The organism is Pseudomonas paraglycinae, assembly GCF_021601625.1.
Taxonomy (GTDB): domain Bacteria; phylum Pseudomonadota; class Gammaproteobacteria; order Pseudomonadales; family Pseudomonadaceae; genus Aquipseudomonas; species Aquipseudomonas paraglycinae.
Window position 1 is genome coordinate 144,884 of sequence record NZ_BQHR01000008.1, and the last position, 25,102, is coordinate 169,985.

20 protein-coding genes and 1 pseudogene are annotated in these 25,102 nt (G+C 55.8%); 11 read left to right on the plus strand and 10 right to left on the minus strand.

Annotation, left to right across the window (positions count from 1 at the left end; translation table 11 throughout):
* The first annotated feature begins 141 nt into the window (after positions 1–141).
* Positions 142–698: pseudogene (locus tag L6D82_RS13940) on the plus strand (TetR/AcrR family transcriptional regulator).
* Here L6D82_RS13940 and fabF read toward each other — a convergent pair.
* The 4 genes from fabF to L6D82_RS13960 form a co-directional block, all read right to left on the minus strand.
* Positions 695–1,969, minus strand: coding sequence for a beta-ketoacyl-ACP synthase II (gene fabF, locus L6D82_RS13945; RefSeq protein WP_236189700.1), 1,275 nt, complete (start codon positions 1,967–1,969; stop codon positions 695–697). The pseudogene L6D82_RS13940 and the gene fabF sit on opposite strands and share 4 nt — an antisense overlap.
* A 32-nt stretch (positions 1,970–2,001) precedes the next feature.
* Complete coding sequence (locus L6D82_RS13950; protein ID WP_085744991.1) at positions 2,002–2,796, minus strand: SDR family NAD(P)-dependent oxidoreductase; 795 nt, start codon at positions 2,794–2,796, stop codon at positions 2,002–2,004.
* 217 nt (positions 2,797–3,013) lie between these two features.
* On the minus strand, positions 3,014–3,349 hold the full coding sequence (locus tag L6D82_RS13955; protein WP_085744992.1) for a ComEA family DNA-binding protein: 336 nt from the start codon (positions 3,347–3,349) through the stop codon (positions 3,014–3,016).
* 113 nt (positions 3,350–3,462) lie between these two features.
* Entirely contained in the window at positions 3,463–5,457 is a 1,995-nt protein-coding gene (locus L6D82_RS13960; RefSeq protein WP_085744993.1) for a polysaccharide biosynthesis protein, read from the minus strand.
* Between the two features lie 1,079 nt (positions 5,458–6,536).
* Here L6D82_RS13960 and wecB point away from each other — a divergent pair.
* From wecB to L6D82_RS14010, 10 genes are all read left to right on the plus strand, one after another.
* On the plus strand, positions 6,537–7,664 hold the full coding sequence (gene wecB, locus L6D82_RS13965; protein WP_102686476.1) for a non-hydrolyzing UDP-N-acetylglucosamine 2-epimerase: 1,128 nt from the start codon (positions 6,537–6,539) through the stop codon (positions 7,662–7,664).
* Positions 7,665–7,673: 9 nt separating this feature from the next.
* The gene (gene wecC / locus L6D82_RS13970) at positions 7,674–8,939 is read left to right on the plus strand and encodes a UDP-N-acetyl-D-mannosamine dehydrogenase (RefSeq protein WP_085744996.1); all 1,266 of its coding nucleotides are present in this window, start codon (positions 7,674–7,676) and stop codon (positions 8,937–8,939) included.
* Between the two features lie 133 nt (positions 8,940–9,072).
* Positions 9,073–10,317, plus strand: coding sequence for a hypothetical protein (locus tag L6D82_RS13975; protein WP_085744997.1), 1,245 nt, complete (start codon positions 9,073–9,075; stop codon positions 10,315–10,317).
* Between the two features lie 2 nt (positions 10,318–10,319).
* A complete protein-coding gene (locus L6D82_RS13980) occupies positions 10,320–10,799 on the plus strand; it encodes a serine O-acetyltransferase (RefSeq protein WP_085744998.1) in 480 nt (159 codons plus the stop codon).
* A 2-nt stretch (positions 10,800–10,801) separates the two neighbouring features.
* The gene (locus L6D82_RS13985; protein ID WP_085744999.1) at positions 10,802–12,424 is read left to right on the plus strand and encodes an O-antigen ligase family protein; all 1,623 of its coding nucleotides are present in this window, start codon (positions 10,802–10,804) and stop codon (positions 12,422–12,424) included.
* A complete protein-coding gene (gene asnB / locus L6D82_RS13990) occupies positions 12,424–14,262 on the plus strand; it encodes an asparagine synthase (glutamine-hydrolyzing) (RefSeq protein WP_102717101.1) in 1,839 nt (612 codons plus the stop codon). Before L6D82_RS13985 ends, asnB begins: the two co-directional genes overlap by 1 nt.
* 51 nt (positions 14,263–14,313) lie before the next feature.
* Entirely contained in the window at positions 14,314–15,963 is a 1,650-nt protein-coding gene (locus tag L6D82_RS13995) for a heparinase II/III family protein (protein WP_236189702.1), read from the plus strand.
* A gap of 7 nt (positions 15,964–15,970) precedes the next feature.
* Positions 15,971–17,149: a glycosyltransferase family 4 protein gene (locus tag L6D82_RS14000; protein WP_085745002.1), complete on the plus strand. Its 1,179-nt coding sequence runs from the start codon at positions 15,971–15,973 to the stop codon at positions 17,147–17,149.
* A gap of 2 nt (positions 17,150–17,151) precedes the next feature.
* Positions 17,152–18,111 (plus strand): UDP-glucose 4-epimerase family protein, encoded by a 960-nt coding sequence (locus L6D82_RS14005; protein WP_085745003.1) that lies wholly within the window; start codon positions 17,152–17,154, stop codon positions 18,109–18,111.
* Positions 18,108–19,118, plus strand: coding sequence for an MraY family glycosyltransferase (locus L6D82_RS14010; protein WP_102717099.1), 1,011 nt, complete (start codon positions 18,108–18,110; stop codon positions 19,116–19,118). Before L6D82_RS14005 ends, L6D82_RS14010 begins: the two co-directional genes overlap by 4 nt.
* An 89-nt stretch (positions 19,119–19,207) precedes the next feature.
* Here L6D82_RS14010 and L6D82_RS14015 read toward each other — a convergent pair whose 3' ends face one another.
* The 6 genes from L6D82_RS14015 to L6D82_RS14040 all read right to left on the minus strand — a co-directional run bounded on the left by L6D82_RS14015 (position 19,208) and on the right by L6D82_RS14040 (position 25,095).
* Entirely contained in the window at positions 19,208–19,447 is a 240-nt protein-coding gene (locus L6D82_RS14015) for a LapA family protein (protein WP_085745005.1), read from the minus strand.
* A gap of 24 nt (positions 19,448–19,471) precedes the next feature.
* On the minus strand, positions 19,472–19,762 hold the full coding sequence (gene ihfB / locus L6D82_RS14020) for an integration host factor subunit beta (RefSeq protein WP_085745006.1): 291 nt from the start codon (positions 19,760–19,762) through the stop codon (positions 19,472–19,474).
* 151 nt (positions 19,763–19,913) lie between these two features.
* Positions 19,914–20,192 carry a hypothetical protein gene (locus L6D82_RS14025; RefSeq protein ID WP_085745007.1) on the minus strand — a complete coding sequence of 93 codons (279 nt, stop codon included), beginning with the start codon at positions 20,190–20,192 and terminating at the stop codon, positions 19,914–19,916.
* A 203-nt stretch (positions 20,193–20,395) separates the two neighbouring features.
* Positions 20,396–22,081, minus strand: coding sequence for a 30S ribosomal protein S1 (gene rpsA, locus L6D82_RS14030; protein ID WP_102717097.1), 1,686 nt, complete (start codon positions 22,079–22,081; stop codon positions 20,396–20,398).
* A gap of 120 nt (positions 22,082–22,201) precedes the next feature.
* Positions 22,202–22,891, minus strand: coding sequence for a (d)CMP kinase (gene cmk, locus L6D82_RS14035; protein ID WP_085647507.1), 690 nt, complete (start codon positions 22,889–22,891; stop codon positions 22,202–22,204).
* Complete coding sequence (locus tag L6D82_RS14040) at positions 22,888–25,095, minus strand: bifunctional prephenate dehydrogenase/3-phosphoshikimate 1-carboxyvinyltransferase (RefSeq protein WP_236189865.1); 2,208 nt, start codon at positions 25,093–25,095, stop codon at positions 22,888–22,890. The genes cmk and L6D82_RS14040 overlap by 4 nt, the downstream gene beginning before the upstream one ends.
* Positions 25,096–25,102: the final 7 nt, after the last annotated feature.

A 25,102-nucleotide genomic window follows, 5' to 3' on the forward strand; every position in this document is an offset into this window, starting at 1 on the left:
AAGCTGCAACCACTATCCGTGCCAACCGTTGGCGGCTGTTACGAACATATCGGAGTCACCGACAGTTTTTTTAGAAGTAGAAGTACAGTCACCATTCAATTTGCATTGGTTAAGATGGCGGTCTTGTTGCGGAGAGTTTAAATGCGTTACTCGCAGGATCATAAAGCCCAGACCCATCAGCGCATCATCAAGGAAGCGTCCGAGGGTTTCGCAAGGACGGTATTGGTGCAACCGGTCTGCAACCATTGATGAAGGCGCTGGGCCTGACCCATGGCGGCTTTTATTCGCATTTCAAATCGAAGGACGAGTTGGTTGAAAAAGCCCTGCAAGCGGCTGGCGATCAGGTTGCGGGCTTGTGCGAGGAGCTGTTCGCCCAGGAAAAACCACTGGAAGCCTTCATCGAGACGTACCTCTCCGAATGGCACCAGACCTCCCCTCATGAAGGCTGCCCGCTGTTGACCATTTCTTCGGAACTGGGGCTACGCGGCCAGCCGAGCCCGACCAGCGATGAAGTGCTCAAGGCGCGCCTGGATCAGATCCAGAGCACGCTCGAAGGCGATAACGCCGCCCAACGCAGCATCGTCATCATGTCAACGCTGGTAGGGGCGCTCCTGCTATCACGCAGTGTTGCGGATGCCGATTTTGCGCAACAGATCCTCGACGTCACCCGCGAACACCTCAAACGCTCGGAAGACTAAGCCTGCCAGCGTTTGAACAGCACACTGGCATTGACTCCACCGAAGCCGAACCCGTTGGACAACGCATACTCGATCGGCATCGACCGCGCCTGACTGTGGACGATGTCCACGCCTTCGCTGGCCGGATCGGGATTTTCCAGGTTGAGAGTCGGCGGAACGATCTGATCGCGGATCGCCAACAGCGTGAAGATCGCCTCCAGACCTCCCGCCGCACCGAGCAAATGCCCCGTCGCGGATTTGGTCGAGGTCACGGCGATGGAGTTTTGCGTTCCAAACACCGACTTGATCGCCGCCAGTTCACCGAGGTCGCCCACCGGCGTCGAAGTCGCATGGGCGTTCAGATGCTGCACCTGATCCGGCGTGATACCGGCCTGGGCCAGCGCGAGAGTCATCGCCCGTCGCGCACCGCTACCGTCTTCCGGCCCGGCGGTCAGGTGATAGGCATCGGCGCTGGTGCCATAGCCGACCAGTTCGACCAACGGCTGTGCGCCGCGCGCCAGTGCGTGCTCCAGCGACTCGATCACCAGCAGCCCGGCCCCCTCGCCCATCACGAAACCATCCCTGCCGCTGTCGAACGGGCGTGAAGCGCGTTCAGGCGTGTCGTTGTAGCCGCTGGACAAGGCCCGCGCCGCCGCAAATCCGGCGAGGCTGACTCGATCGATTGATGCCTCGGCACCGCCGCACACTGCAATATCGGCCTCACCGGCACGAATTAGCCGCGCCGCGTCACCGATCGCCTGCACACCGGCGGCACACGCGGTGACCGGTGCACCAAGCGGCCCCTTCAGACCATGCTGGATCGAGACATGCCCCGCCGCAAGGTTGACCAGAAACGAGGGAATGGTGAACGGCGACAAGCGTCGCGGGCCTCGGCTGTCAGTGGTGCGCACCGCATCGGCGATCGCGCCGAAGCCGCCGACACCGGAGCCGATGATGGTGGCCGTGCGCTCCTGAGCGTGGGGCTCGGTCGGGTGCCAGCCGGCCTGTTCAAGCGCCTGACGCGCAGCCTCCATCGCGAACAGAATGAAACGGTCCATTTTCTTCTGCTCTTTGGGCGGCGTGGCGCGATCCGGATCGAAACCTGCTTCGGCGTCCTCCTCCATCGTCGGCACCACACCGCCAACCCGGGTCGGCAGATCGGCAATCACCGCTTCCGGCAAGTTTCGCAAACCCGAATGCCCGGCCAGCAGGCGCTGCCAGACGACTTCGACGCCGCTTCCCAAGGGCGATATCAGGCCCATACCCGTGACAACTACTCGACGCTGATCCATATCGGGTTGACCTCTCGTGACTCAAAAGACTTTTACTTGTAACGGCTGGCCGCTGAACTGTGGGACAGATTGGGCGCCATCACATGACGGGCGGCAACGAAGGCTTGCCACTCGCCCGCATCGGGCAACGAAGGAATCGTGACGAGCTCGCCCTGATCCAGACCGGACAGCGCGGCATCGACCATCTCACCCGCCTCCATGACCATTTCCGCGGGAATGCCGCTGGCATCGAATCCGGAGCGTTCCCAGATTTCGGTGCGGGTCACACCGGGCAATACCGCTTGCACCTTGACCCCGGTGCCTTCCAGTTCCGCATTAAGCGTTTGGGTGAGGCTCAACACATAAGCCTTGCTGGCACTGTAGGTGGCATTGAAACGCTCAGGAAACAGGGCAACCACCGACGCAATGTTGATGATCGTGCCGCGCCCGGCGCGGGTGAACGCCGAGGCGGCTGCGGCTGCCAGCCGGGTCAGGGTCGTCACGTTCAACTGAATCAGTTTTTCCAGCTCGTCCGGGTCGGCGTTCGCCAGCAATCCGTTGACCGCTACCCCCGCATTGTTGACCAGCAGACTAATGCTGGAGTCGCTGCGCAGACGCTGCTCAAGCTTGAGCACTTCATCCTTTTGCGTCAGATCGGCCTTCAGGACTTCGACCTGTACGCCATGGGCGTCTCGCAGTTTGCTGGCCGCGGACTCCAGGCGCTCCTGATCGCGAGCCACCAGCAACAGATCAAAACCACGTGCCGCCAACCGCTCGGCATACACCGCACCAATGCCGGAAGAAGCGCCAGTGACCAGCGCCGTGCCTTGGGATTTCGGGGAATTCATGACGATACTCCTGGAATGCGTGAGGAATGAGCGACCGCTGAAAAGCAGAGGGCTTCAGTGGCTACTGAAATTATTATAGGCATAATCTTAAACCAATATGATAGCCGTAATTTTCTATTTTCCGACGGAAAGGCTGTCGCCCTCTTGCGACGCTTGAAGGAAGCGGGAAGCAAAAAGGGCCGGTCAATGACCGGCCCCTTGGCGTTGAACAATCAGCTTAGTTCACTTCCAGCTTGTCGCGATTGCGATCCAGGATCGCCTTGCCGATCCCCTTCACTTCCAGCAATTCATCCACGGACGCGAACGGCCCGTTTGTTTCACGATAAGCAACAATCGCTTTCGCCTTGGCCTCGCCCACGCCTGCCAGTTCCTTCTGCAGAGTGGCCGCATCGGCGTTGTTGAGATCGACTTTCAGGTTTTGCGACGTAGCATTGACGTCGATGACCAGCGGTGTTCCATCCACGTTCGGAGCTACTGCTGGCGCAGCAATCACGGCGATCGAGGTGCTGGTGAGAAGGGCAAATACCAGGGAGTAGAAAAAGCCGGTACGCATAGGTGACGCTCCATGAGATCAAGTTGGGAAAGCAGCTTTTCCGTAGCTGCTCTCCAAACCTAGGTCATCCCGGGCGCTTGTCAAAAATGCGTTCGTTACCAGATGTGAAACAATCAGGGCTCCAGACGGCGCTGCTGATAAATCCAATCGACGATTTCACCATCCGGAGAATAGCCACTGACCGTTTCACGCAGGAGCTGACGGACTCGCGAGTAGTCGTCCCGCTCGATCGCAACCAGCAACTGATTCAGTTTTTCCTTGAGCAGATCCCAGTCCAGATAGTCTTCGTTGGCAGTCATGATCATTGGATGAGAGGTCGCTGACACGTTGTCGCCGATCAGCAATTCTTCGTAGAGCTTTTCTCCCGGACGCAGGCCGGAAAACTCGATATCGATATCACCGTGCGGGTTTCTTTCCGAACGCACGCTGAGACCAGACAGGTGAATCATCTTCTCCGCCAGCTCAACGATCTTCACCGGCTCTCCCATGTCGAGGACGAAGACATCCCCCCCTTGCCCCATCGAACCCGCCTGGATGACCAATTGGGCAGCTTCAGGGATTGTCATGAAGTAGCGTGTGATCTTCGGGTGCGTAACGGTGAGCGGCCCACCCGACTTGATCTGCTTGTGAAAAAGCGGGATCACCGAACCGGAGGAGCCCAGTACGTTACCGAATCTCACCATGGTGAAACGGGTCTTGTTGACTTGAGACACGCACGCCTCATCACCGAACAGCACCGGGGCTTTCTCACGACTGAGTGCCTGCAGCGTCAGTTCCGCAAGGCGCTTGGTGCTCCCCATCACGTTGGTTGGGCGTACGGCCTTGTCTGTAGAGATGAGCACGAAATTGGCAACACCCGCCTGCAAGGCAGCCTGCGCGGTGTTCAGGGTGCCAATGGCGTTGTTCAACACGCCCTCGGCGATGTTGTGTTCGACCATCGGTACATGTTTGTAGGCTGCGGCATGGTAAACCGTATCGACATGCCAGGTTTTCATCACGTCGAGCAGCTTGTTTTCATCCCGGACGGAACCGAGGATCGGAAGCAGTTTCACAGACAGGGATTCGCGAGAGATCCTCTGCTCCAGCTCGGAAAGAATACTGTAGAGATTGAACTCGCTGTGTTCGAACAACAAAAGAGTGGTCGGCTGCAACTCAAGAATCTGACGGCACAGTTCAGAGCCGATTGATCCACCGGCGCCCGTTACCATGACGACCTGGCGAGTGATGCAGTGCTCCAGCAGATCATCCTGGGCGGGCACGGCATCGCGCCCCAGCAGATCCGCGATATCCACCTCCTGGATATCATCGACCTTGACGCGTCCGCTGGCCAAATCCATGAATCCCGGAACACTGCGAACGTGCAGGGGAAACTTTTCCAGATAACTGAGAATCTCACGACGCCGGCCGCGGTTGGCGGAAGGGATCGCCAACAGAATTTCCTGAGCGCCAGTCGTATCGATCATTTGCTGAATATGCTTGGGCTTGAAAACCTGCAAGCCTGCAATCACACGGCTGGCAATACTGCCATCGTCATCGATGAACGCTACCGGACGCATCGCACGCCCCATGCGCAAGGCAGCGACCAACTGGTTGCCTGCTGCGCCGGCGCCATAGACAGCGACCCGTGGCAAGCCATCGTCGATATTGGCAAATGGAACGTGTTGAGCCGCGACAAACCAGTCGCCGGAAAAATACTGTCGCATCGCAACGCGCAGGCCGCCGATCATCACAAGACTGAGCCACCAGTAATTGAAAATGATGGATCTGGGCACGATGGTTTGATGATTGCTGTACCAGTAGACCACTACGCCGAGAATAAGCGAGGAAAGCGTCACCGCTTTAACGATAGCGATCAGTGCGTCGTTACCGACATAACGCATGACCGCGCGATACATGCCGAATCGAATGAAGAGGGGAATAGCCACTACGGGGGCGCTGAAAAACAACCAGAGGTGCTGTTGAATGGGACTGTTGAGTTCGTCTATTCCCAGACGTACGACAAACGCCATCCACAGAGAAAGCCAGACCAGAAAAACATCGGCAATTACCTGCAAGACCCGCTTGCGTCGGCGAGGAAGGGCTAACAAAACTGCTCTGATATTATCCATAAACGTATCAAACACCCCTTCAAGCTCCTGAAACCGAGAAAAACTATTGCCCATAGACTCAAAATTGAAACGCTCAGATACACAATGCTTCGACCCCGAAGCTTTTGTCCTTCGCTCCTTGTATGGGTCTTTGTGTCGGCGTCATGATACCTAGGTTCTGGCAAAAATCCCTTTAAAACCCTCTGTCTGGATAAAAATGGCCTGCCGCTGATTGCCGACAGTCATGGCAGAAAATCAAAAACCGCCAGTCTTCGGCCAATGCATTGCATTGACTGCCAGGAGGTACCGATCGTCAGGTCGGCATCAGCCGCATGTCACTTCAAGGACGAGAGTGATCGATGCAACGTACCGAAACCGATACATTCGACGTCCCTTCATGGCTTCAGACCTCTTGAAGCCTGATGGACAGCAAAAACGAGAGACCGCGATCCGCAACGCCACAACCTTGGAAAGCGTCGCGCAAAGAAGGCTATAATCGGCGTCGCATTTACATGCGGCACGTTCGATACCGACTAACAGCGGCTTCCAGACGCGCTGATTCATTTCAATTCCCAAGACATGCACGGTTAACACAAACTGAGCGGTTGCCCCTGATGACAAAGATGTCTCTCGACAATGTCGATTACGCCAAAGGAATTACACAGGCTCCCTGCGAGCGACTATTCATGGGAAAAACGCGCTCGCGCGCTCATGAGGGCAAACTGCGCATGCTCTCGGGTCTCCTCCTGGACAAGCGTCCCGACGGTCGATCGACCACGCTGCTCAAGGCATGACTCTGCCCTGCGTGCAATAGCGGCTTCCTGGGTAACGATAAGATACGTCAGACAGTGCAAGATGCCGGAAACGAATCAATCCCGACCAGAAAGCCCATTACCCCTTGAGCGCAACATGTACAGAACATCAATAAACCCGATGAACCTATATAAGACCTGCGGGCTTCAGCATGCCGGTTGAATTACGCGTCATTAGGCTAAACCAAGGAAGAACGGCTCAGTGAGTTATCCAATCGTCCCTCTGCGGACAAGTGGTACGGCATGTACACGCGGTAAATTTCATTTATTTTCAATAGCGGTGTTGTGATGACTTTGAAAACGTTATGTGTGTTCGGCACGCGCCCTGAAGCGATCAAAATGGCTCCCCTGGCGCTGAGCCTTGCTGCCGACGAACGCTTCGAAGCCAAAGTGTGCGTGACCGGTCAGCATCGCCAGATGCTCGACCAGGTACTGGATCTGTTCGAGATCAAGCCCGACTTTGATCTGAACATCATGAAGCCGGGCCAGGATCTGACCGACGTCACCACGGCAATCCTGCAAGGCATGAAAAAGGTCTTTGCCGAATACAAGCCGGATATCGTTCTGGTACATGGCGATACGGCAACCACGTTTGCAACGACACTGGCGGCCTACTACCAGCAGATCCCGGTTGCTCATGTCGAGGCGGGGTTGCGTACCGGCAATCTCTATTCGCCTTGGCCGGAAGAGGCTAACCGCAAACTTACCGGCGCACTGGCAGCGGTCCACTTCGCTCCTACCGAGACCTCCAGACAAAACCTGCTCAAGGAAGGCGTAGCGGAAGCTTCGATTCACGTGACCGGGAACACGGTCATCGACGCCCTGCTGGACGTTGTTTCACGCGTCAGCAACACAGCCTCTCTGCAACAGGCTTTCCACGAGCAGTTTTCGTTCATCGGTGAAGGCAAGCGAGTAATCCTCGTCACCGGCCACCGCCGTGAAAGCTTCGGCGACGGCTTCGAGAACATCTGCAAGGCACTGGCCACTACCGCGAAAGCCTTTCCGGACGTCGAGATTGTCTACCCTGTGCATCTGAATCCGAATGTACGGGAGCCTGTGAATCGTCTTCTGGCAGGCATCGGAAACATCCACCTGATCGAGCCTCTGGAATACTTGCCGTTTGTCTGGCTGATGAATCGCTCTTACCTGATCCTCAGCGACTCGGGCGGCATTCAAGAGGAAGCCCCCTCGCTCGGCAAGCCGGTCCTGGTGATGCGTGATACAACGGAGCGCCCGGAAGCTGTTGAGGCAGGTACCGTAAAACTTGTCGGTACTGCCGTAGACGCAATTACAAGCAACTTGAGCCGCCTGCTGACTGACTCTGATGCCTACGAGCAGATGAGCTACGCTCACAATCCCTACGGTGATGGGAAGGCTTGTGCTCGCATTCTCGAAACTCTTTCCAAAATCCAATAAGGCCAACGTATGAGCTTTGAAACTGTTTCTGTGGTCGGTCTCGGCTACATTGGACTGCCAACGGCAGCCGTTTTCGCCGCCCGCAAGAAAAAGGTGATTGGCGTCGATGTAAACCCCCGCGCTGTCGAAACGATCAATCGCGGTGAAATCCATATCGTCGAACCAGACCTGGATATCGTCGTCCACGCAGCCGTGACCGAAGGTTTCCTGCGGGCCACCACCGTCGCCGAACCGGCAGATGCGTTCATGATCGCCGTTCCTACGCCTTTCAAAGGCGACTATGAGCCCGATCTTGCCTACATCGAATCCGCCAGCAAATCCATCGCTCCGGTTCTGAAGAAAGGCGATCTGGTCATTCTCGAGTCCACTTCTCCAGTGGGTGCGACCGAACAGATGTCCGCGTGGCTGGCAGAGGCCCGCCCGGACCTGACCTTCCCGCAAACCCATGGCGAAGAGTCCGACATTCGTATCGCACACTGCCCCGAGCGCGTTCTGCCGGGTCACGTACTGCGTGAACTGATCGAGAACGATCGCATCATTGGCGGCATGACATCGAAATGCTCCGCAGCTGCCGTGCAACTGTACAAAACTTTCGTTGAAGGCGAGTGCATCATCACGGACGCCCGCACCGCCGAAATGTGCAAACTGACCGAAAACAGCTTCCGTGACGTGAATATTGCATTTGCGAACGAGCTTTCGATCATATGCGACAAGCTGGGTATCAGCGTCTGGGAATTGATCCGTCTGGCCAATCACCACCCACGAGTGAACATTCTGCAACCCGGCCCGGGTGTCGGTGGCCACTGCATCGCCGTGGACCCATGGTTCATTGTCAGCAAGACTCCGGAGCAGGCGCGCCTGATCCGCACAGCTCGTGAAGTGAACGACAGCAAGCCGCAATGGGTGATCGACCAGGTCCAGCAAGCCATCGGCAAGCACCTGCAGGCAAACCCGGACAAGACGGCCAAGGACGTTACAGTCGCCTGCTTCGGATTGGCCTTCAAACCGGATATCGACGACCTGCGTGAAAGCCCGTCCAAGGCAATCACTTTGAAAATTGCCGATGCTCATCCGGGCAAGGTACTGGCCGTCGAACCCAATATCGATCAATTGCCTGCCAACATGGAAGGCAAAGTCACTCTCTGCGATATCGACAGCGCACTGGCTCAAGCAGATGTGATTGTTCTGCTTGTCGACCACAAGCAATTCAAGTCGATCCCGCAAAGCAGCCTGGCGCGTGCAGAGCGAGTCGATACGCGCGGTATCTGGAACTGACCACTTATCGAAACTGAGCGCAGGACCAGGTGTCTCCATGAGTCACCGGGTCCTGCGCACTTCGTTGCTTCGATGAAAACTCCGATGATCATGTGCTCGAATTAGTCATGATGAGATTGAAGAAGGTTGAGACATGGTCAATCTGCTGATTCAGGCGCTGACACTGATTAGTGGCCTGGTAGTAAACTTTGTTATTCCTGGTTTATATGGACTTGAAGCCTATGGCGAGTTCATCAAAGCCAACGTGCTGGTTTTTTTATTTCAGAAACTGCTGGACATCATCAACGAACAACTTCTTGCAAGCGTTGAACCTGAACACATCCTTGTCACTTCCTTATTTATGGCAAGCCTGATCTTCCTGCTCTTCAGCGGACTAAGTCAGTTGACGGATCTGGGCAATCCCTTGCTGCTCAGCGTCATGCTGCTTAGTTCAGCCTGCCTGCTGTCACTTTTCGGACTGCGACTCTACCGCTGGATCGTCGGGTATCTGATTCTGTTTCTGGGGGTTTTCTTCGCCGCCCTGTTTGTCAGCCATCAGAACATCTGGCCGCTGAGCATCGTGGACATCCTGTGCCTGACCAACCTGATCCCTTGTCTGCTGGCACTGGTTGCGCTGTTTACTCACGGAGCAAAACTACCGCTTGGCAAGCAGCTGGGCTCAACGCTCTGGCAGGTCATTACCCTTCTGCCGCGCATGATCTCCATCACGCTGTTCTTCAACCTGTTCACCAACATACTACCTTACATACTCTCGAAGATCCTGCCGGTTCGTGAGCTGGGACTGTTTCGCGTGATTGTGTCGATCATTCAATCCGCAACCAGTCTTTTCCCCATCAACGTCAGGGCAGTATTTGTTTCGTTCATATCCGGAGGGCAGCGCCAGGAGCAATACCGGATCATCATGTCGATCGCCGTGATGTACTTCGCGCTCGTGGGGTTGTTCGGTTATTTCGTATCGTGGCTCTTTCCCAAATATTCGGGCTATCTGGCCCTGCTCCCCTGCTTGCCGGTTCTCTACTGGGCGGTGGTGACGGAGCGATATCTCATTGCCTCGGGATTTCACCGCAGGGTCATCGCGATAAACGTATCACTGGGTTGTATCGCTGTGGTCTGCATGGTCTTTTTCGTGCAGGGACTTGAGGCCGCAAAAGTATTCTATGCACTGGGGTTCTCCGCTTACCTGCTGACACTGCACCTGTTCTGTCGCCCCGGCATCCAGCTTCCGGTGATTTTCTGGGTGGCAATACTTTCCCCCCTTTCTATAGTCATGGCCAACGTCAGCCTGATCTGGGGCATTTTCTATATGTGCTCCCTGTTGATCATCGCAACCTGGACTCTCCGTCTGCGCCTGGCAGATTTCCGTAAATTGAGGTTTTGAGAATGAACGCAGTCACGCTTTATCGTATTGGACACTGGTTCTATCAACGAAAGATCCCGGTTATTCCGATGCTCATTCGAAATTTCATTTTCCTGATCTTCAATTCGTATGTCCCCGTTTCGGCAAGCATTGGCAAAGGCTCGATCTTCGCTTATGGCGCCATCGGCGTTGTGCTTCACGCAAACGCCAGGATCGGTAGCGGCTGCGTGCTGGGCCAGGGCATCACGATCGGTGCGGCGGAAGGCTTTGCATCCAGCGAAATAAACAAGTGCCCCGTGATTGGCGACAACTGCTATATCAGTGCAGGCGCAAGAATAATCGGCGACATCAAGATCGGGAACAACTGCCAGATTGGCGCGTCCGCCGTCGTACTGAAGGACGTACCAGACAACTCCGTGGTTGTTGGAATTCCCGCTCGAATTGTTGGCCAGACATCTGCTGATTTCAAAGCAATTCGTCCGCGGAAGATGGCCGGAGAATAATGATGAAAGAATCATATTTTAATAAAAACAGTTGCGCGATTGCTGCCGGCGCGGGCACTGCCATTCTTCTTTCACAAGATCCTGGCGCTGCGTTCTACATCGGTACCGCCGGCGTTCTTCTCCTTATTCTCATGGCACTGAAATCGCCTTGGCACGGTTTGCTGGCGCTCTTTCCAATGGCATTTGCCATGCGTCCGGCGCCACCCTCACTGGGCCTGCAGGAGCTATCATTTGCAGCATTGCTGGCCACCGTTTTTGCAGGCAGCCTGCTGCAGCTCCTGCGCACGTACACGTTAAAAGATGCACTGAAGGTATTCGCAGCTCCCCTGCTGGTCGGTCTCCTTATATTGGGCACCAACCTGGCAGTTGCCATGCACAATCACGTTCCCCTCGCCGACTGGGTGAGGGGCGTCATTCCCTTCCTGTTCATCTACGCATTGATCCCTGTCTGCATATTGGTCAGTCAGGATCAAACGCGTATTCACTGGGTAGGCGGCTCAGTAGCGACGCTGGTCTTTCTGACCGCCGGATATATCGTTTTTTACTACTTCTACCAAGGCATCTGGAGACCCTACTGGATCGACCCTGCAGACGCTCAGGCCATCAAACTTACAAAAGAAGCCGCCTTGCACAATGCCAATGCTATCGGCCCCATGCGCGACCGTATAACCATGGTTCTGGCGCAAGCGACCGACAGTCTGCTGCCCGTGGGAATGGCGGCCGGATTTGTCACTTGCATCCTGTCGCGGCAAAAGCAGATCACCGCTGTCGGTGCCTTGATGTCTCTGCTTTGCATGACCGCCGTACTGATCACTTTCACCCGCAGCATGCTGTTGAGCGCACTGCTGGTGATGATGCTTTTTTCCGCCTTCGTTTTTGTGTTTCACGCCCAACTGCGAAAAAAATTGATGGTGAGCGCCACCGCTCTGGGCATCTGCGCGCTGCTGTTCATTTTCGCTACAGGCATGCAGCAGATCTGGCTCGGCAGGATGAGCCTGCTGATCGAGTCTGGCATAGAGACAATCGTTAACTGGAAGCCAAGTGAAGAATCAAAAGCCGGCGACGATGGCATGTTGCAACCCATCGTTCCAACAAAGGAAAATGCCGACTTCAACGTCTCTTCGCGCGTTGTAGAGTATGGCATTGCATGGGACATGTTTAAGTCGCACCCGGTAGCGGGTAACGGACTGGGCATCAAACACGAAATGCGCTGGGAAACATCCAGCGGGGAATCGTTTACCCAATGGGTCGCTTATATTCACAACTGGCCGCTCTATACCTTGATGGTCGGTGGCCTGCTGGGAATCATTACTTATGCGCTGGTCCTGCTGGGCCCGATTGTCCTTCGAGTGACCTCGCTCAGAGTCGAGCCAGCCCACTGGACGATACTGCGATCCGTGGTATTGACCATGGCCATCTACGGCTTGTTTTTCGCCGTTTTCCGCCTGATCACCTTCAACTTGCTGCTCGCTACAGCCTGGGGCCTGATTCTCACCCAAGCGCTCTCGCGAGCGCCGAAAGTTCAAAACGACAGGAAGAGTGTTGATACAGGCGAGGCTTCACCCTCACCGTCGTCGCCTGTGCAAAACACCGCCAATCAAGAAAATATGGAGCTCAAGGCATAATGTGCGGTTTAAGTTTCTTTTGTGTTAAGCAGTCCGCGTCCGACACCAACCTCCAGTTGGAAGCGAGTCTTGCCGTCACAAAACATCGTGGACCGGATGCCTCTGGAACATACTTCACTACCGTTGCGGACTTCCAGATAGGACTCGGTCACAACCGACTGAGCATTCTGGATCTGACAGCCGCCGGCAGCCAGCCCATGCATGCCGGGAATGGCATCAGCATCATTTTCAACGGCGAAGTCTTCAACCATCACGAGTTGAGGGACGACCTCGTCAAGAAGGGTTATACCTTCAACGGCACGTCCGATACCGAAGTCATCCTGAAGCTGTATGTCGAATACAAGGAACAGGCATTCAAGCAACTGCAAGGAATGTTTTCGCTGGTCATTCTTGACGAGAATGCCAGGAAGTTCTTTCTGGTCAGAGATGTCGTGGGCATCAAGCCGGTTTATTACTATTCAAGCGCCAATGGTTTTTATGCCTGCTCGGAAATACGCGGTCTGAAAAGCTATCCAGAGGTTGTTGCTGAGATCGATAACGATGACGTGTTCGAGTTCTTCAACAATGGGTTCATCTACGAGCCCAACACCGGTTACAAGGCAATCAAGAAAGTACAGCCGGGAACCTATATCGAATTTGACCTGACCACCGGTGCCCGTACAACCGTACGCTACCAGGACATCATCAACTTCAATACTCAACGGTCCATTGCCGACACCATCGAGTCTGCGGTCACCCGTCAATTGGAAGCTGATGTTCCGGTAGGGGTGTTCTTCAGCGGCGGCGCCGACTCCAGCATTCTTGCGAACTACACAGGAGCTGCGGACCTGTTTTTCGCGAAATACGAAGAAACCGAAGACTCCGCGGTGGACATGAAGTTTTCTGCCGAGATCGCCAAGCACTTGGGCAAAGAACTTAAAGTTACCGAAATTCTCGACGCGAACGACAATCCGTTTGAATCCATCGACTTCGTCGCCAAAAATACTGAAGAGCTAGTGTCGGATTATACGTTCTGGGCCACCTATCGACTGTCCGACGAGGCCAGGAAGAGCGGATATACCGTAATGCTCAGCGGAATGGGTGGCGACGAAGCGTTTGCCGGATACCCCCGATACAAGGTCCTCAAACACCACAATCTGATCCGCGCGGTCTACCCGCTGCTCAAATCGTTGCTGAAGCTCAATCTTTTCCCGAAAAAACTCGACAAGAAGTTCGAGCGACTCGTCTCGTACGCCCAGGAAAGTTATTGGCCGCTGGCGTATTCGCGGATGCTCGGCTATTTCTCAAAACAGGAACTCAGCAATTTCTTCTCCAACTACTCGACACTGGAAAACACGTACAAACAGCGCCTGGACAATGTGCTGACCCAGTACAAAGGCGATGTGGACGATAAAGTGAAATGCGCACAGCATTTCGACATGACCGGGTTCCTGAGTCACAACCTGGGCGTTTCCGACAAGGCAAGCATGCTGGCAAGCATCGAACTCAGAGTGCCGTTGCTGGATGAGCGCGTCGTTGCCAACGGGTTCGCAACCTCCAGTGCCGATCTGTTGAAAGACGGCGCGCCTAAAGCACCGCTCAAGACGCTCTTGAAAAGCCTGCTCCCCTCCACGCTGGTCAACCGTCCGAAAACCGGGTTCAACCCTCCTCTGGACGGGATCATTCTGCGCCTGGGTGCGGAACGCCTGGCATCTGAATTCCAGCGAATCTATCAATTCCTCAATCGCGAGGAAGTTGAGCGGCTGATAAAGAGTCACTTTTCCGGTGCCGCCAATAACACCTACAAACTCTGGCAACTTCTGTATTTTGAACGCTGGCTCAAATTCAACTTCGCTTGAGTAGCTCGAAAATACATTACAACGAATCAACCATTTGAATCAGTGACTCATATGCGCAACGCACGGATAGCCCGGCTCACAAAGCTCTACCACACTGCCAAAGTGCTGCGACCGGAGCAGATTCTCTATCGAATCTACTATCGTTTTGCCAAGATCAAACCGTATGCCGCAACACCGGCGAGCAAGAACCCGTCCTTTGATCTGGCCAATCCACCTCGCTGGAATTCATCGCGCATAACCGAAGACGGGCAGTTCGACTTCATGGGCAGCAAGGCGGCCATCGAATGGCACAACGAGGCGCTGCCAAAGATCTGGCAATACAATCTGCATTATCTGGATCACCTGACCGCCCGCCAGGAACATGATTCATCCCTCTCGGAAACGGATCTGGTCAACAGCTGGATCACGGCCAACCCGCCGTTCGCCGGCTGTGGCTGGGAACCTTATACGCTGTCCCTCAGGATCGTTAACCTGGTCAAGTGGTTGCAAATGCAGCCGCATCTGGATCAGCGCTGGCTGGAAAGCCTGGCAGTGCAGACACACGCACTGTCACAACGGATTGAATATCACATCCTCGCAAATCACTTGTTCGTGAATGGCAAGGCGCTGGTTTTCGCGGGCAGCTTTCTGCAGACCGGGGAGGCCGGGAACTGGCTGAAAACCGGACTGAAGATTCTGGACAGAGAGGTGAAGGAGCAATTCCTGACAGATGGGGCGCATTTCGAACTGTCGCCCATGTACCACGCCTCGTTGCTTTGGGACATGTGCGACCTGCTCAATCTGGCACTCAATGCCAAAATCGACGCACTGAAAAGCCGTGCACCCGAGTGGCGCCGAGTGATCGAGCAAGGAATCATCTGGCTGCGCAGCATGCAGCATCCTGATGGCGAAATCCCCTTCTTCAATGATTGCGCCTTCGGCATTGCTCCTGCCCTGCGCGACATCGAAGGTTATGCCGCCTTGCTGGGTTGCCAGCCACCGGCAGACGCAGCGGACACTTCTTCGATCGGTGCCATTTGCCATGCCGAAAGCGGGTTTGCGCACATAGCGTTCGGTGAGGGCAGCAAAGCACTCTTGAACTTTGCACAAGTCGCTCCCGTTTATCAGCCCGGCCATACTCACGCAGATACGTTGAGCTTCGAGTTGAGCGTATTCGGGCAGCGAGTATTCGTTAACTCCGGCACATCGCAATACGGCGAGGACAGCGAGCGTCATCGTCAACGCAGTACCGCCGCTCATAACACCGTAGAGATCGATGGCGAAAATTCCTCGGAGGTCTGGGCCGGCTTCAGGGTCGCCCGCCGCGCCCGCGTCAGCCTGAGCACCTTCGAGAGCACCGGTGAATCCGTTCGCATCGTTTGCTCACATGACGGCTACCAGCGCCTGAAGGGCAAGAACCTTCACACGCGGGAGTGGAACGCCACCAGGAACACGCTACAGATCAACGATTCGGTAACGGGCGCCTTTGACAAGTCGATCGCAAGATTCCACCTCCACCCCGAGGCGTCAGTGACTCAGAATGACAACGGCCTGACAATCACCCTGGCTTCTGGAGAGACAGTCTCTGTCTCCATCTCGGGCGCGGCATGCATCAGCATTGCGAACACAACCTGGCACCCGGAGTTCGGCAAGTCCGTGGCGAACCAATGCATCGTTGTCGAACTATCATCAGACACACTTATTACCCGCGTAACGTGGTGAGGCTTATTTGAAACTTTTAGTCCTGAGTTTTTATTATCAGCCGGATCTGTCCGCCGGCTCATTCCGCACCACGGCACTGGTAAAGGCATTGCTGGATAAATTGCCGGCTGATGCCCATATCGAACTGATCACGACACTGCCCAATCGCTACAGCTCATTCAGCAGCGAAGCGCCCGAGCTTGAAGAACATCCGCGCCTGACCATACGCCGTATCGCCCTGCCCGCTCACAAAAGCGGGATGGTCGATCAGGCAAAAGCGTTTCTGGTCTACGCCAGACATGTGCGCAACTTCGCTCGCGGCAAGCACTACGACCTTGTTTATGCAACGTCTTCACGCCTGATGACCGCAACACTTGGAGCCGTCATTGCCCGCAGCAAGAAAACACCACTGTACCTCGACATCCGTGACATTTTCGTGGACACCATCAAGGACGTTCTATCCGGGAAGATGGTGCGGTTCATCAAACCGATCCTCTCGTTGCTCGAACGCTTCACGATAAAGTCGGCGCGCAAAGTCAACCTGGTCTCAGCAGGCTTTCTTCCTTACTTCAAATCCAGATACCCGGACCAGAAGTATTCGCTGTTTACCAACGGTATCGATGACGAATTCCTCAACCTGCCGATTGTGAACACCGAAGACAACCAGGACCGCATTCTGGATGTGGTGTACGCAGGAAACTTCGGGGAAGGTCAGGGCCTTCACAACATCATCCCTCAACTGGCAAAACGCCTTGAAGGAAAGGTGCGATTCAAGGTAATCGGTGATGGCGGCCGACTGGCTGCATTGAAAGACGCCATCAATGCGTCCAAGTGCAACAATGTCGACCTGCTGAGCCCGGTCAAACGCGACGAACTGATCGGCGTCTACCAATCAGCGGACATATTGTTTCTGCACCTGAATGACTACGATGCATTTCGTAAAGTATTGCCGTCCAAGCTGTTCGAATATGCTGCCCTGGGAAAACCGATCTGGGCGGGCATTGCAGGCTACGCGGCAGAGTTTGTGACCGAGCACATCGAAAATGCATCGGTATTTGCACCTTGTGATGTCGATGCGGCGGTCGAATCCTTCGAAAGACTGACGATCTCCACGACCCCACGCGCGGCCTTTATCGATCGGTTCTCCAGAGCGAATATCATGCGCGACATGGCTGTAGATGTAATCTCCACATCGGAAGTTTCCTGATCATGCGAATTCTACTTACAGGCGCAACGGGCTTTGTGGGACGCGGCCTGACACCTCTGCTGCTGGAGCAGGGTCATGAGGTTACCGCTGCTGTTCGCAAAAACTCGAATGAGCTCGACTCCCGTGCAACTCAGGCGCTGATCAGCGATCTGTCCAGCGAGCAGAACTGGATGTCGGTGCTGAGCGGACATGATGTCGTCATCCATTCGGCTGCCCGCGTGCATGTCATGAGCGACGAGTCATCCGACCCTCTTGCCGAATACCGCAAGACCAATGTCGAGGGCACGTTGAATCTCGCCCGGCAATCGGCTGAAGCAGGCATCCGAAGATTCATCTTCATCAGCTCAGTGAAAGTCAACGGCGAGAGCACAACCCCAGGCAACCCTTACAGCGCTGAAAGCCAACCTGTGCCTCTTGATCCCTATGGGATTTCAAAACTTGAGGCCGAACAGGGACTACGTGCGCTTTCCACAGAAACCGGGATGGAAGTAGTCATCATCCGTCCCGTACTGGTTTATGGGCCAGGTGTACAGGCCAACTTTCTCAGCATGATGCGCTGGCTCCACAAAGGCGTGCCGCTGCCATTCGGCGCACTTCACAACCGCCGCAGCCTCGTCGCACTGGACAATCTCACTGACCTGATTGCGACTTGCGTAGTCCATCCTGCTGCTGCGAACCAGACTTTCATGGTCAGCGATGGCGAAGACCTATCGACTACCATGCTTCTTCGGCGCATGGGCGCTGCGTTGGGCAAACCTGTCCGAATGCTGCCAATCCCCGGCTGGGTACTTGAAACCGGGGCATCGATGCTGGGCAAGCAAGCCCTGGCACAACGACTGTGCGGTTCACTTCAGGTAGATATTGAAAAAACACGTACCCTTTTGAACTGGACCCCGCCCGTCTCTGTCGATGAGGCGCTGCGTAAAACGGCTAAACACTTTCTGGACCTGCGAATCAAATGAATATGTGGTGGTTATTACCGGCTTGCGCCGTCGTTGCACTGTTTCTGACCGGAGCCCTACGGCAATATGCGCTGGCTAAAAGCCTTATAGACGTGCCCAACGCCCGAAGCTCCCACGCCGTCCCCACCCCAAGAGGTGGCGGCGTTGCGATCGTTGTGAGCTTTCTGGTCGCACTGATATTGGCGACAAGCATGGGTGCCATCACTTTGCCGACGATGTGGGCATTGATGGGGGCAGGTGTCGGCATCGCAGTACTGGGCTTTCTGGATGATCACGGCCATATCGTCGCCCGCTGGCGTTTGCTGGGTCATTTCATTGCAGCCATTTGGGCACTTTACTGGATAGGCGGCTTACCACCTCTGACGATCTTCGGATTCGTATTTGACCTGGGTTGGGTTGGCAATGTATTGGCCGCGTTTTATCTGGTCTGGCTGCTGAACCTGTATAACTTCATGGATGGTATTGATGGCATTGCCAGCGTCGAGGCGATTTTTGTTTGCCTGGGTGCAACGTTGCTTTATTGGCTGACGGGCAATGGTGTATTGGCCCTCCTCCCGCTTCTGCTTGCCTTCGCAGTGTCCGGTTTTTTGTATTGGAACTTCCCGACAGCTCGCATCTTCATGGGGGATGCTGGTAGCGGCTTCCTCGGGATCACTCTGGGCGTCCTCTCCCTGCAGGCTGCCTGGGCCGCACCACAATTGCTGTGGAGCTGGCTGATTCTGCTGGGCGTGTTTATCGTCGATGCAACCTGGACTTTGTTCCGCCGGCTGCTACGGGGAGAAAAAGTCTACGAAGCTCACCGTAGCCATGCTTATCAATTCGCTTCTCGAAAATACAAAAAGCACCTGCCCGTCACGCTGGGCGTTGCCGCGATCAATCTTTGCTGGCTGTTGCCGATTGCGCTATTGGTGGCTAACGGTTACCTGGACGGTCTGCTGGGGGTTCTGATTGCTTATGTGCCATTAGCAGCGCTGGCAGTGAAGTTCAATGCTGGAGGCAAGGAATAAGCCAGTGGTGATTTAGTATTTTGTTGCAGAAACAATTGAGGGGAAGCCATGGCTTCCCCTCTTTATTCTGCTCAGGAAACTTAAAAAATCTAAATCGAAGGTTTGCGCCGAGCGCGTAGAGCACGACCCAATAACAGACGTAACAGAGGGCCGATGATCATACCGACCAAGAGTGCCGCCAACATTACGACAGAAGCGGGTAAATGAGGTGCTTCCCAACCGAGAAACAGCAGGGATACTGTTTGCTGATTTTCAAGTACAAATGCCAGGATTACCAGAACCAGCAGCAGTAGAAATCCTCCCAAGAGGATTCGTTTGAGATTAGTCATAAACTGCTTCCCTGGTCATATCTACTATTCATCCTCTTCCTCATTCACTCGATCCCGAAGCTCTTTGCCTGGCTTGAAATGGGGAACGAACTTTCCGTCAAGACTGACAGACTGCCCTGTCTTCGGGTTGCGGCCGACTCGCGGCGCACGATAGTGCAAGGAGAAGCTGCCAAAGCCACGGATCTCGATACGATCACCTGTGGCAAGGCACTGGGACATTTGCTCAAGCATGGTCTTGATGGCCAGCTCAACATCCTTGGATGAGAGCAGCCCCTGATGGGTGACAATTCGTTCGATCAACTCCGACTTCGTCATATTTTTCCCTTCTTTTTCAAGCAGCTAGATCAGCGCTTGAAAGGTTTTAGCACGCCCGGAAGATTTTGAACAGCCCAGGGCTTGACATATCTTTCCGCTCGCCGAAACGCCCATTTTCAGGGCATCGGATCGCATGCACGCCAACGCTCACTCACCGACAAATCACCAGCATGGTTCGAGTGACATAGCCGGCAGGATTGAAACCAAAGGGAAACTCATCCTCATCCCGCGCATCATCAGATCGCGTGATCACCTTGTAACCCGCCCCCTTGCATTCCTTGGCTGCGCGCTTCTGACACCTCTCCCAGCCCGAACCCAAGCCGGAGCAGTCAACCTCGATACCGCTGACTCCGCGCACCGCATGAGTCTTGGCGCTAGTCGTACAGCCTGCCAACACCAACATACCCAACAGAACTATAAACTTGTTCATTCACATCCTTATGCCAGGCGCCTGCCCGACTACTGCGATCTTCAGACTAAGCCTAGACGCGAATAGACGATTGATCCGATTAAAGAAACAGACCGCCCGGCAAAGGAAATGGTTTCACCCGTATAACCAGAGAGCGAGGCTTACCAAATCGAAGGCACAAAAAAGGGCGACCGAAGTCGCCCTTTTTAATGATCAGACAGAACTCAGTTCTGTTTGGCCATTGCTTGACGCAGCAGTGCCGCCATGGTGGTGTCAGCTGCTTCGCCTTCCGGAGCGGTTTTCAGGCTCTGGATAGCTTCTTTTTCTTCAGCATCGTCTTTCGATTTGATCGACAGCTGGATTACGCGGCTCTTACGATCAACGCTGATGATCTTGGCTTCTACTTGCTGGCCTTCTTTCAGAACGTTGCGCGCGTCTTCAACGCGGTCACGGCTGATTTCGGAGGCTTTCAGAGTCGCTTCGATATCGTCGGCCAGAACGATGATGGCGCCTTTGGCGTCAACTTCTTTCACGGTGCCAGTAACGATTGCGCCTTTGTCGTTAACCGAGACGTACTCGGAGAACGGATCGCTTTCCAGTTGCTTGATACCCAGGGAGATACGCTCACGCTCCGGGTCAACCGACAGGATAACGGTGTCCAGCTCGTCGCCCTTCTTGAAACGACGTACGGCTTCTTCGCCCACTTCGTTCCAAGAGATGTCGGACAGGTGAACCAGACCGTCGATGCCGCCGTCCAGACCAATGAAGATACCGAAATCGGTGATCGACTTGATGGTGCCGGAGATCTTGTCGCCCTTGTTGAACTGGCCAGAGAAGTCTTCCCATGGGTTCGACTTGCACTGCTTGATGCCCAGGGAGATACGACGACGCTCTTCGTCGATGTCCAGAACCATGACTTCCACTTCGTCGCCGACTTGTACGACTTTCGAAGGGTGGATGTTCTTGTTGGTCCAGTCCATTTCCGAAACGTGTACCAGACCTTCAACGCCTTCTTCCAGCTCAGCGAAGCAGCCGTAGTCGGTCAGGTTGGTTACACGAGCGGTAACGCGAGTGCTTTCTGGGTAACGGGCTTTGATAGCAACCCATGGATCTTCGCCCAGTTGCTTCAGGCCCAGGGAAACACGATTGCGCTCGCGATCGTACTTCAGAACCTTGACGTCGATCTCGTCGCCAACATTGACGATTTCGGAAGGGTGCTTGATACGCTTCCACGCCATGTCGGTGATGTGCAGCAGGCCGTCCACGCCACCCAGATCGACGAATGCGCCGTAATCGGTGAGGTTTTTGACGATACCTTTGACTTGCTGGCCTTCCTGCAGGGATTCCAGCAGAGCTTCACGCTCGGCGGAGTTCTCGGCTTCCAGGACGCTGCGACGGGAAACGACAACGTTGTTGCGCTTCTGGTCCAGCTTGATGACCTTGAATTCCAGCTCTTTGCCTTCCAGGTGCGTGGTGTCGCGCACTGGACGGACGTCAACCAGGGAACCTGGCAGGAACGCACGGATGCCGTTAACGTCGACAGTGAAGCCGCCTTTAACCTTACCGTTGATAACGCCCTTGACCACTTCCTCGGCTGCGAAGGCTGCTTCCAGAACGATCCAGCATTCAGCGCGCTTGGCTTTTTCACGGGACAGCTTGGTTTCGCCGAAACCGTCTTCAACCGAGTCCAGAGCAACGTGAACTTCGTCACCGACGTTGATGTTCAGTTCGCCAGCGTCGTTGTAGAACTGCTCCAGAGGGATCAGTGCTTCGGACTTCAGGCCAGCGTGAACGGTTACCCAGCGAGCTTGGTAATCGATATCAACGATAACACCGGTGATGATGGAGCCTGCCTGAAGGTTCAGGGTCTTTAGGCTTTCTTCAAAGAGTTCCGCAAAGCTTTCGCTCATTTTAATTCCTGTTGATTAGGGCGAAAAATACGCCCGTCTCCACATCCCAGACGATGCGGGTCAGTTTCATTTAAAGGAAGCCACCGCAGGACTATGACTGGTCCCCTGCGGCCTTCCTGGTCACCCGGCGATATCGCGAATGGCGATCTCGCTCATGATGCGTTCCAGCACCTGATCGATGGACAACTCCGTGGAATCCAGCTGTATGGCGTCGGCCGCCGGCTTTAGCGGGGCCACCGCTCGCTGGGTATCACGCTCGTCGCGCGCACGGATCTCATCTAGCAGACTCGACAGACTAACACCCTCGACTTTGCCCTTCAACTGCAAATATCGACGGCGCGCCCGCTCCTCGGCACTGGCGGTCAGGAAAATCTTCAAGGGCGCATTCGGAAATACCACCGTGCCCATGTCGCGACCATCGGCCACCAGCCCCGGCGACTCCTGAAAAGCACGCTGGCGCTGCAGCAGCGCCTCGCGCACGGCCGGCAATGCAGCCACCTGAGAAGCGCCGGAACCGACGCTTTCAGTGCGGATGACATCGCTGACTTCGTCACCTTCCAGAATGATGCGTTGCAGTTGACCGTCGGTCGCCGCGATGAACTGCACATCCAGATGAGCGGCCAGTTTCTTCAGCAGCTCTTCATTGGTCAGGTCAACACCATGGTTGTGCGCAGCAAACGCCAGCAGGCGATACAGCGCACCGGAATCCAGCAGGTTCCAGCCCAGACGCTTGGCCAGAATCCCGGCTACGGTGCCTTTGCCCGAGCCGCTTGGCCCATCGATGGTGATGACCGGAGCAATATTGTTCACGACTGAGCCTCTTGCGCCACACGAATGCCGACCTGTGCGCACAGCGCCAGGAAGTTCGGGAACGATGTCGCGACGTTGGCGCAGTCATGGATGCGGATCGGTGCCGTGGCGCGCTGCGAGGCCACGCTGAAAGCCATCGCGATACGGTGATCGCCATGACCATGCACTTCGCCGCCGCCGATCTGGCCGCCGTCGATGATGATGCCGTCCGGGGTCGGTTCGCACTTGACGCCCAGCGCCAGCAGACCGTCCGCCATGACCTGGATACGGTCCGACTCCTTGACCCGCAGCTCTTCGGCGCCGGTCAGCACGGTACGCCCTTCGGCACAGGCCGCGGCCACGAACAGCACCGGGAATTCGTCGATCGCCAGTGGAACCAGCGCTTCCGGAATCTCGATACCCTTGAGTTTAGCCGCTCGCACGCGCAGGTCGGCAACCGGCTCGCCACCCACTTCACGCTGGTTTTCCAGGGTGATGTCGGCGCCCATCAGGCGCAGAATGTCGATCACACCGGTGCGGGTCGGGTTGATGCCGACGTGTTCGAGCACCAGCTCCGAACCTTCGGCGATCGACGCGGCCACCAGGAAGAATGCCGACGACGAGATATCGCCCGGCACTTCGATGTGGGTCGCGGTCAGCTTGCCGCCGGACTCAACCGATGCCGTGGCACCGTTGACGCTCACCGGGTAGCCGAAGCCGCGCAGCATGCGCTCGGTGTGGTCACGGGTCGGAGCCGGCTCGGTGACGGTGGTCTTGCCTTCGGCGTACAGACCCGCCAACAGCAGGCAGGATTTAACCTGGGCACTGGCCATCGGCATGGTGTAGGTCAGGCCTTTGAGTTTGTGACCGCCACGAATGATCATCGGTGGACGACCCTCGGCAGCGGTTTCGATCACGGCACCCATTTCCCGGAGCGGGTTGGCGACGCGATTCATCGGACGCTTGGACAGCGAAGCATCACCAGTCAGGGTGCTGTCGAAGTCCTGCGCGGCCAGCAGGCCGGACAGCAGGCGCATCGAAGTGCCGGAGTTGCCCAGATAGATCGGGCCCGGCGCAGGCTTCAGGCCATGCAGGCCGACACCGTGGATGGTCACGCGGCCGTGATGCGGGCCTTCGATGACCACGCCCATGTCGCGGAACGCCTGCAAGGTCGCCAGGGCGTCTTCGCCCTCGAGGAAGCCTTCGACTTCGGTGACGCCTTCAGCCAGAGAACCGAGCATGATCGAACGGTGGGAAATCGATTTGTCACCCGGTACGCGAATCCGACCGGACAGGCGGCCACCAGGTTGAGCCAGGAAAATCAGATCGTTGGAATTCATAGCGTCCACATAGGCCCTGCGGGCCAGGATTTTACTGAAATGCTCGCGGGCAACCCGGGCGCGCGTGAAGACGCCCAACAATTGGTGCCCATCCCCTGCATCGACCGCGTCGCGCAAGGCGTCGAGGTCGCTGCGAAATGTATCGAGTGTGCGCAGGACAGCCTCGCGATTGGCGAGAAAGATGTCATGCCACATGACCGGGTCGCTTCCGGCGATTCTTGTGAAATCACGGAAACCGCCCGCAGCGTAACGGAAGATCTCAAGGTTTTCATTGCGTTTGGCCAGCGAATCGACCAGACCGAAGGCCAGCAGGTGCGGCAGATGACTGGTCGCAGCCAGCACTTCATCGTGACGCTCGACCTGCATGTGCTCAACGTCGGCACCCAGCTCGCGCCACAAGCGATCAACCACCGCCAGGGCAGCCGGATCGGTCTGCTCCAGCGGGGTCAGAATGACTTTATGACGGCGGAACAGTTCCGAGTTGGAGGCTTCCACCCCGCTCTGCTCGGAACCGGCAATCGGATGGCCCGGCACGAAACGCGCCGGCATGCCGCCGAACGCTTCGGTCGCCGCGCGCACCACATTGCCCTTGGCGCTGCCGACATCCGTCAGGATCGCCTGCCCCAGATCCATACTGGCCAGACGGGCCAGCACTTTTTCCATGGCCAGGATCGGTACCGCCAACTGGATCACGTCCGCGCCCTGGCAAGCCGCTGCCAGATCATCTTCGCAGCGATCCACCACGCCCAACTCGACCGCCAGCTTGCGCGATTGCGGATCGAGATCGACCCCGACCACTTCGCGGCACACGCCGCTTTCACGCAAACCTTTGGCAAACGAACCACCGATCAACCCCAGACCGACCACCACCAGGCGCCCGATCATAGGTGCA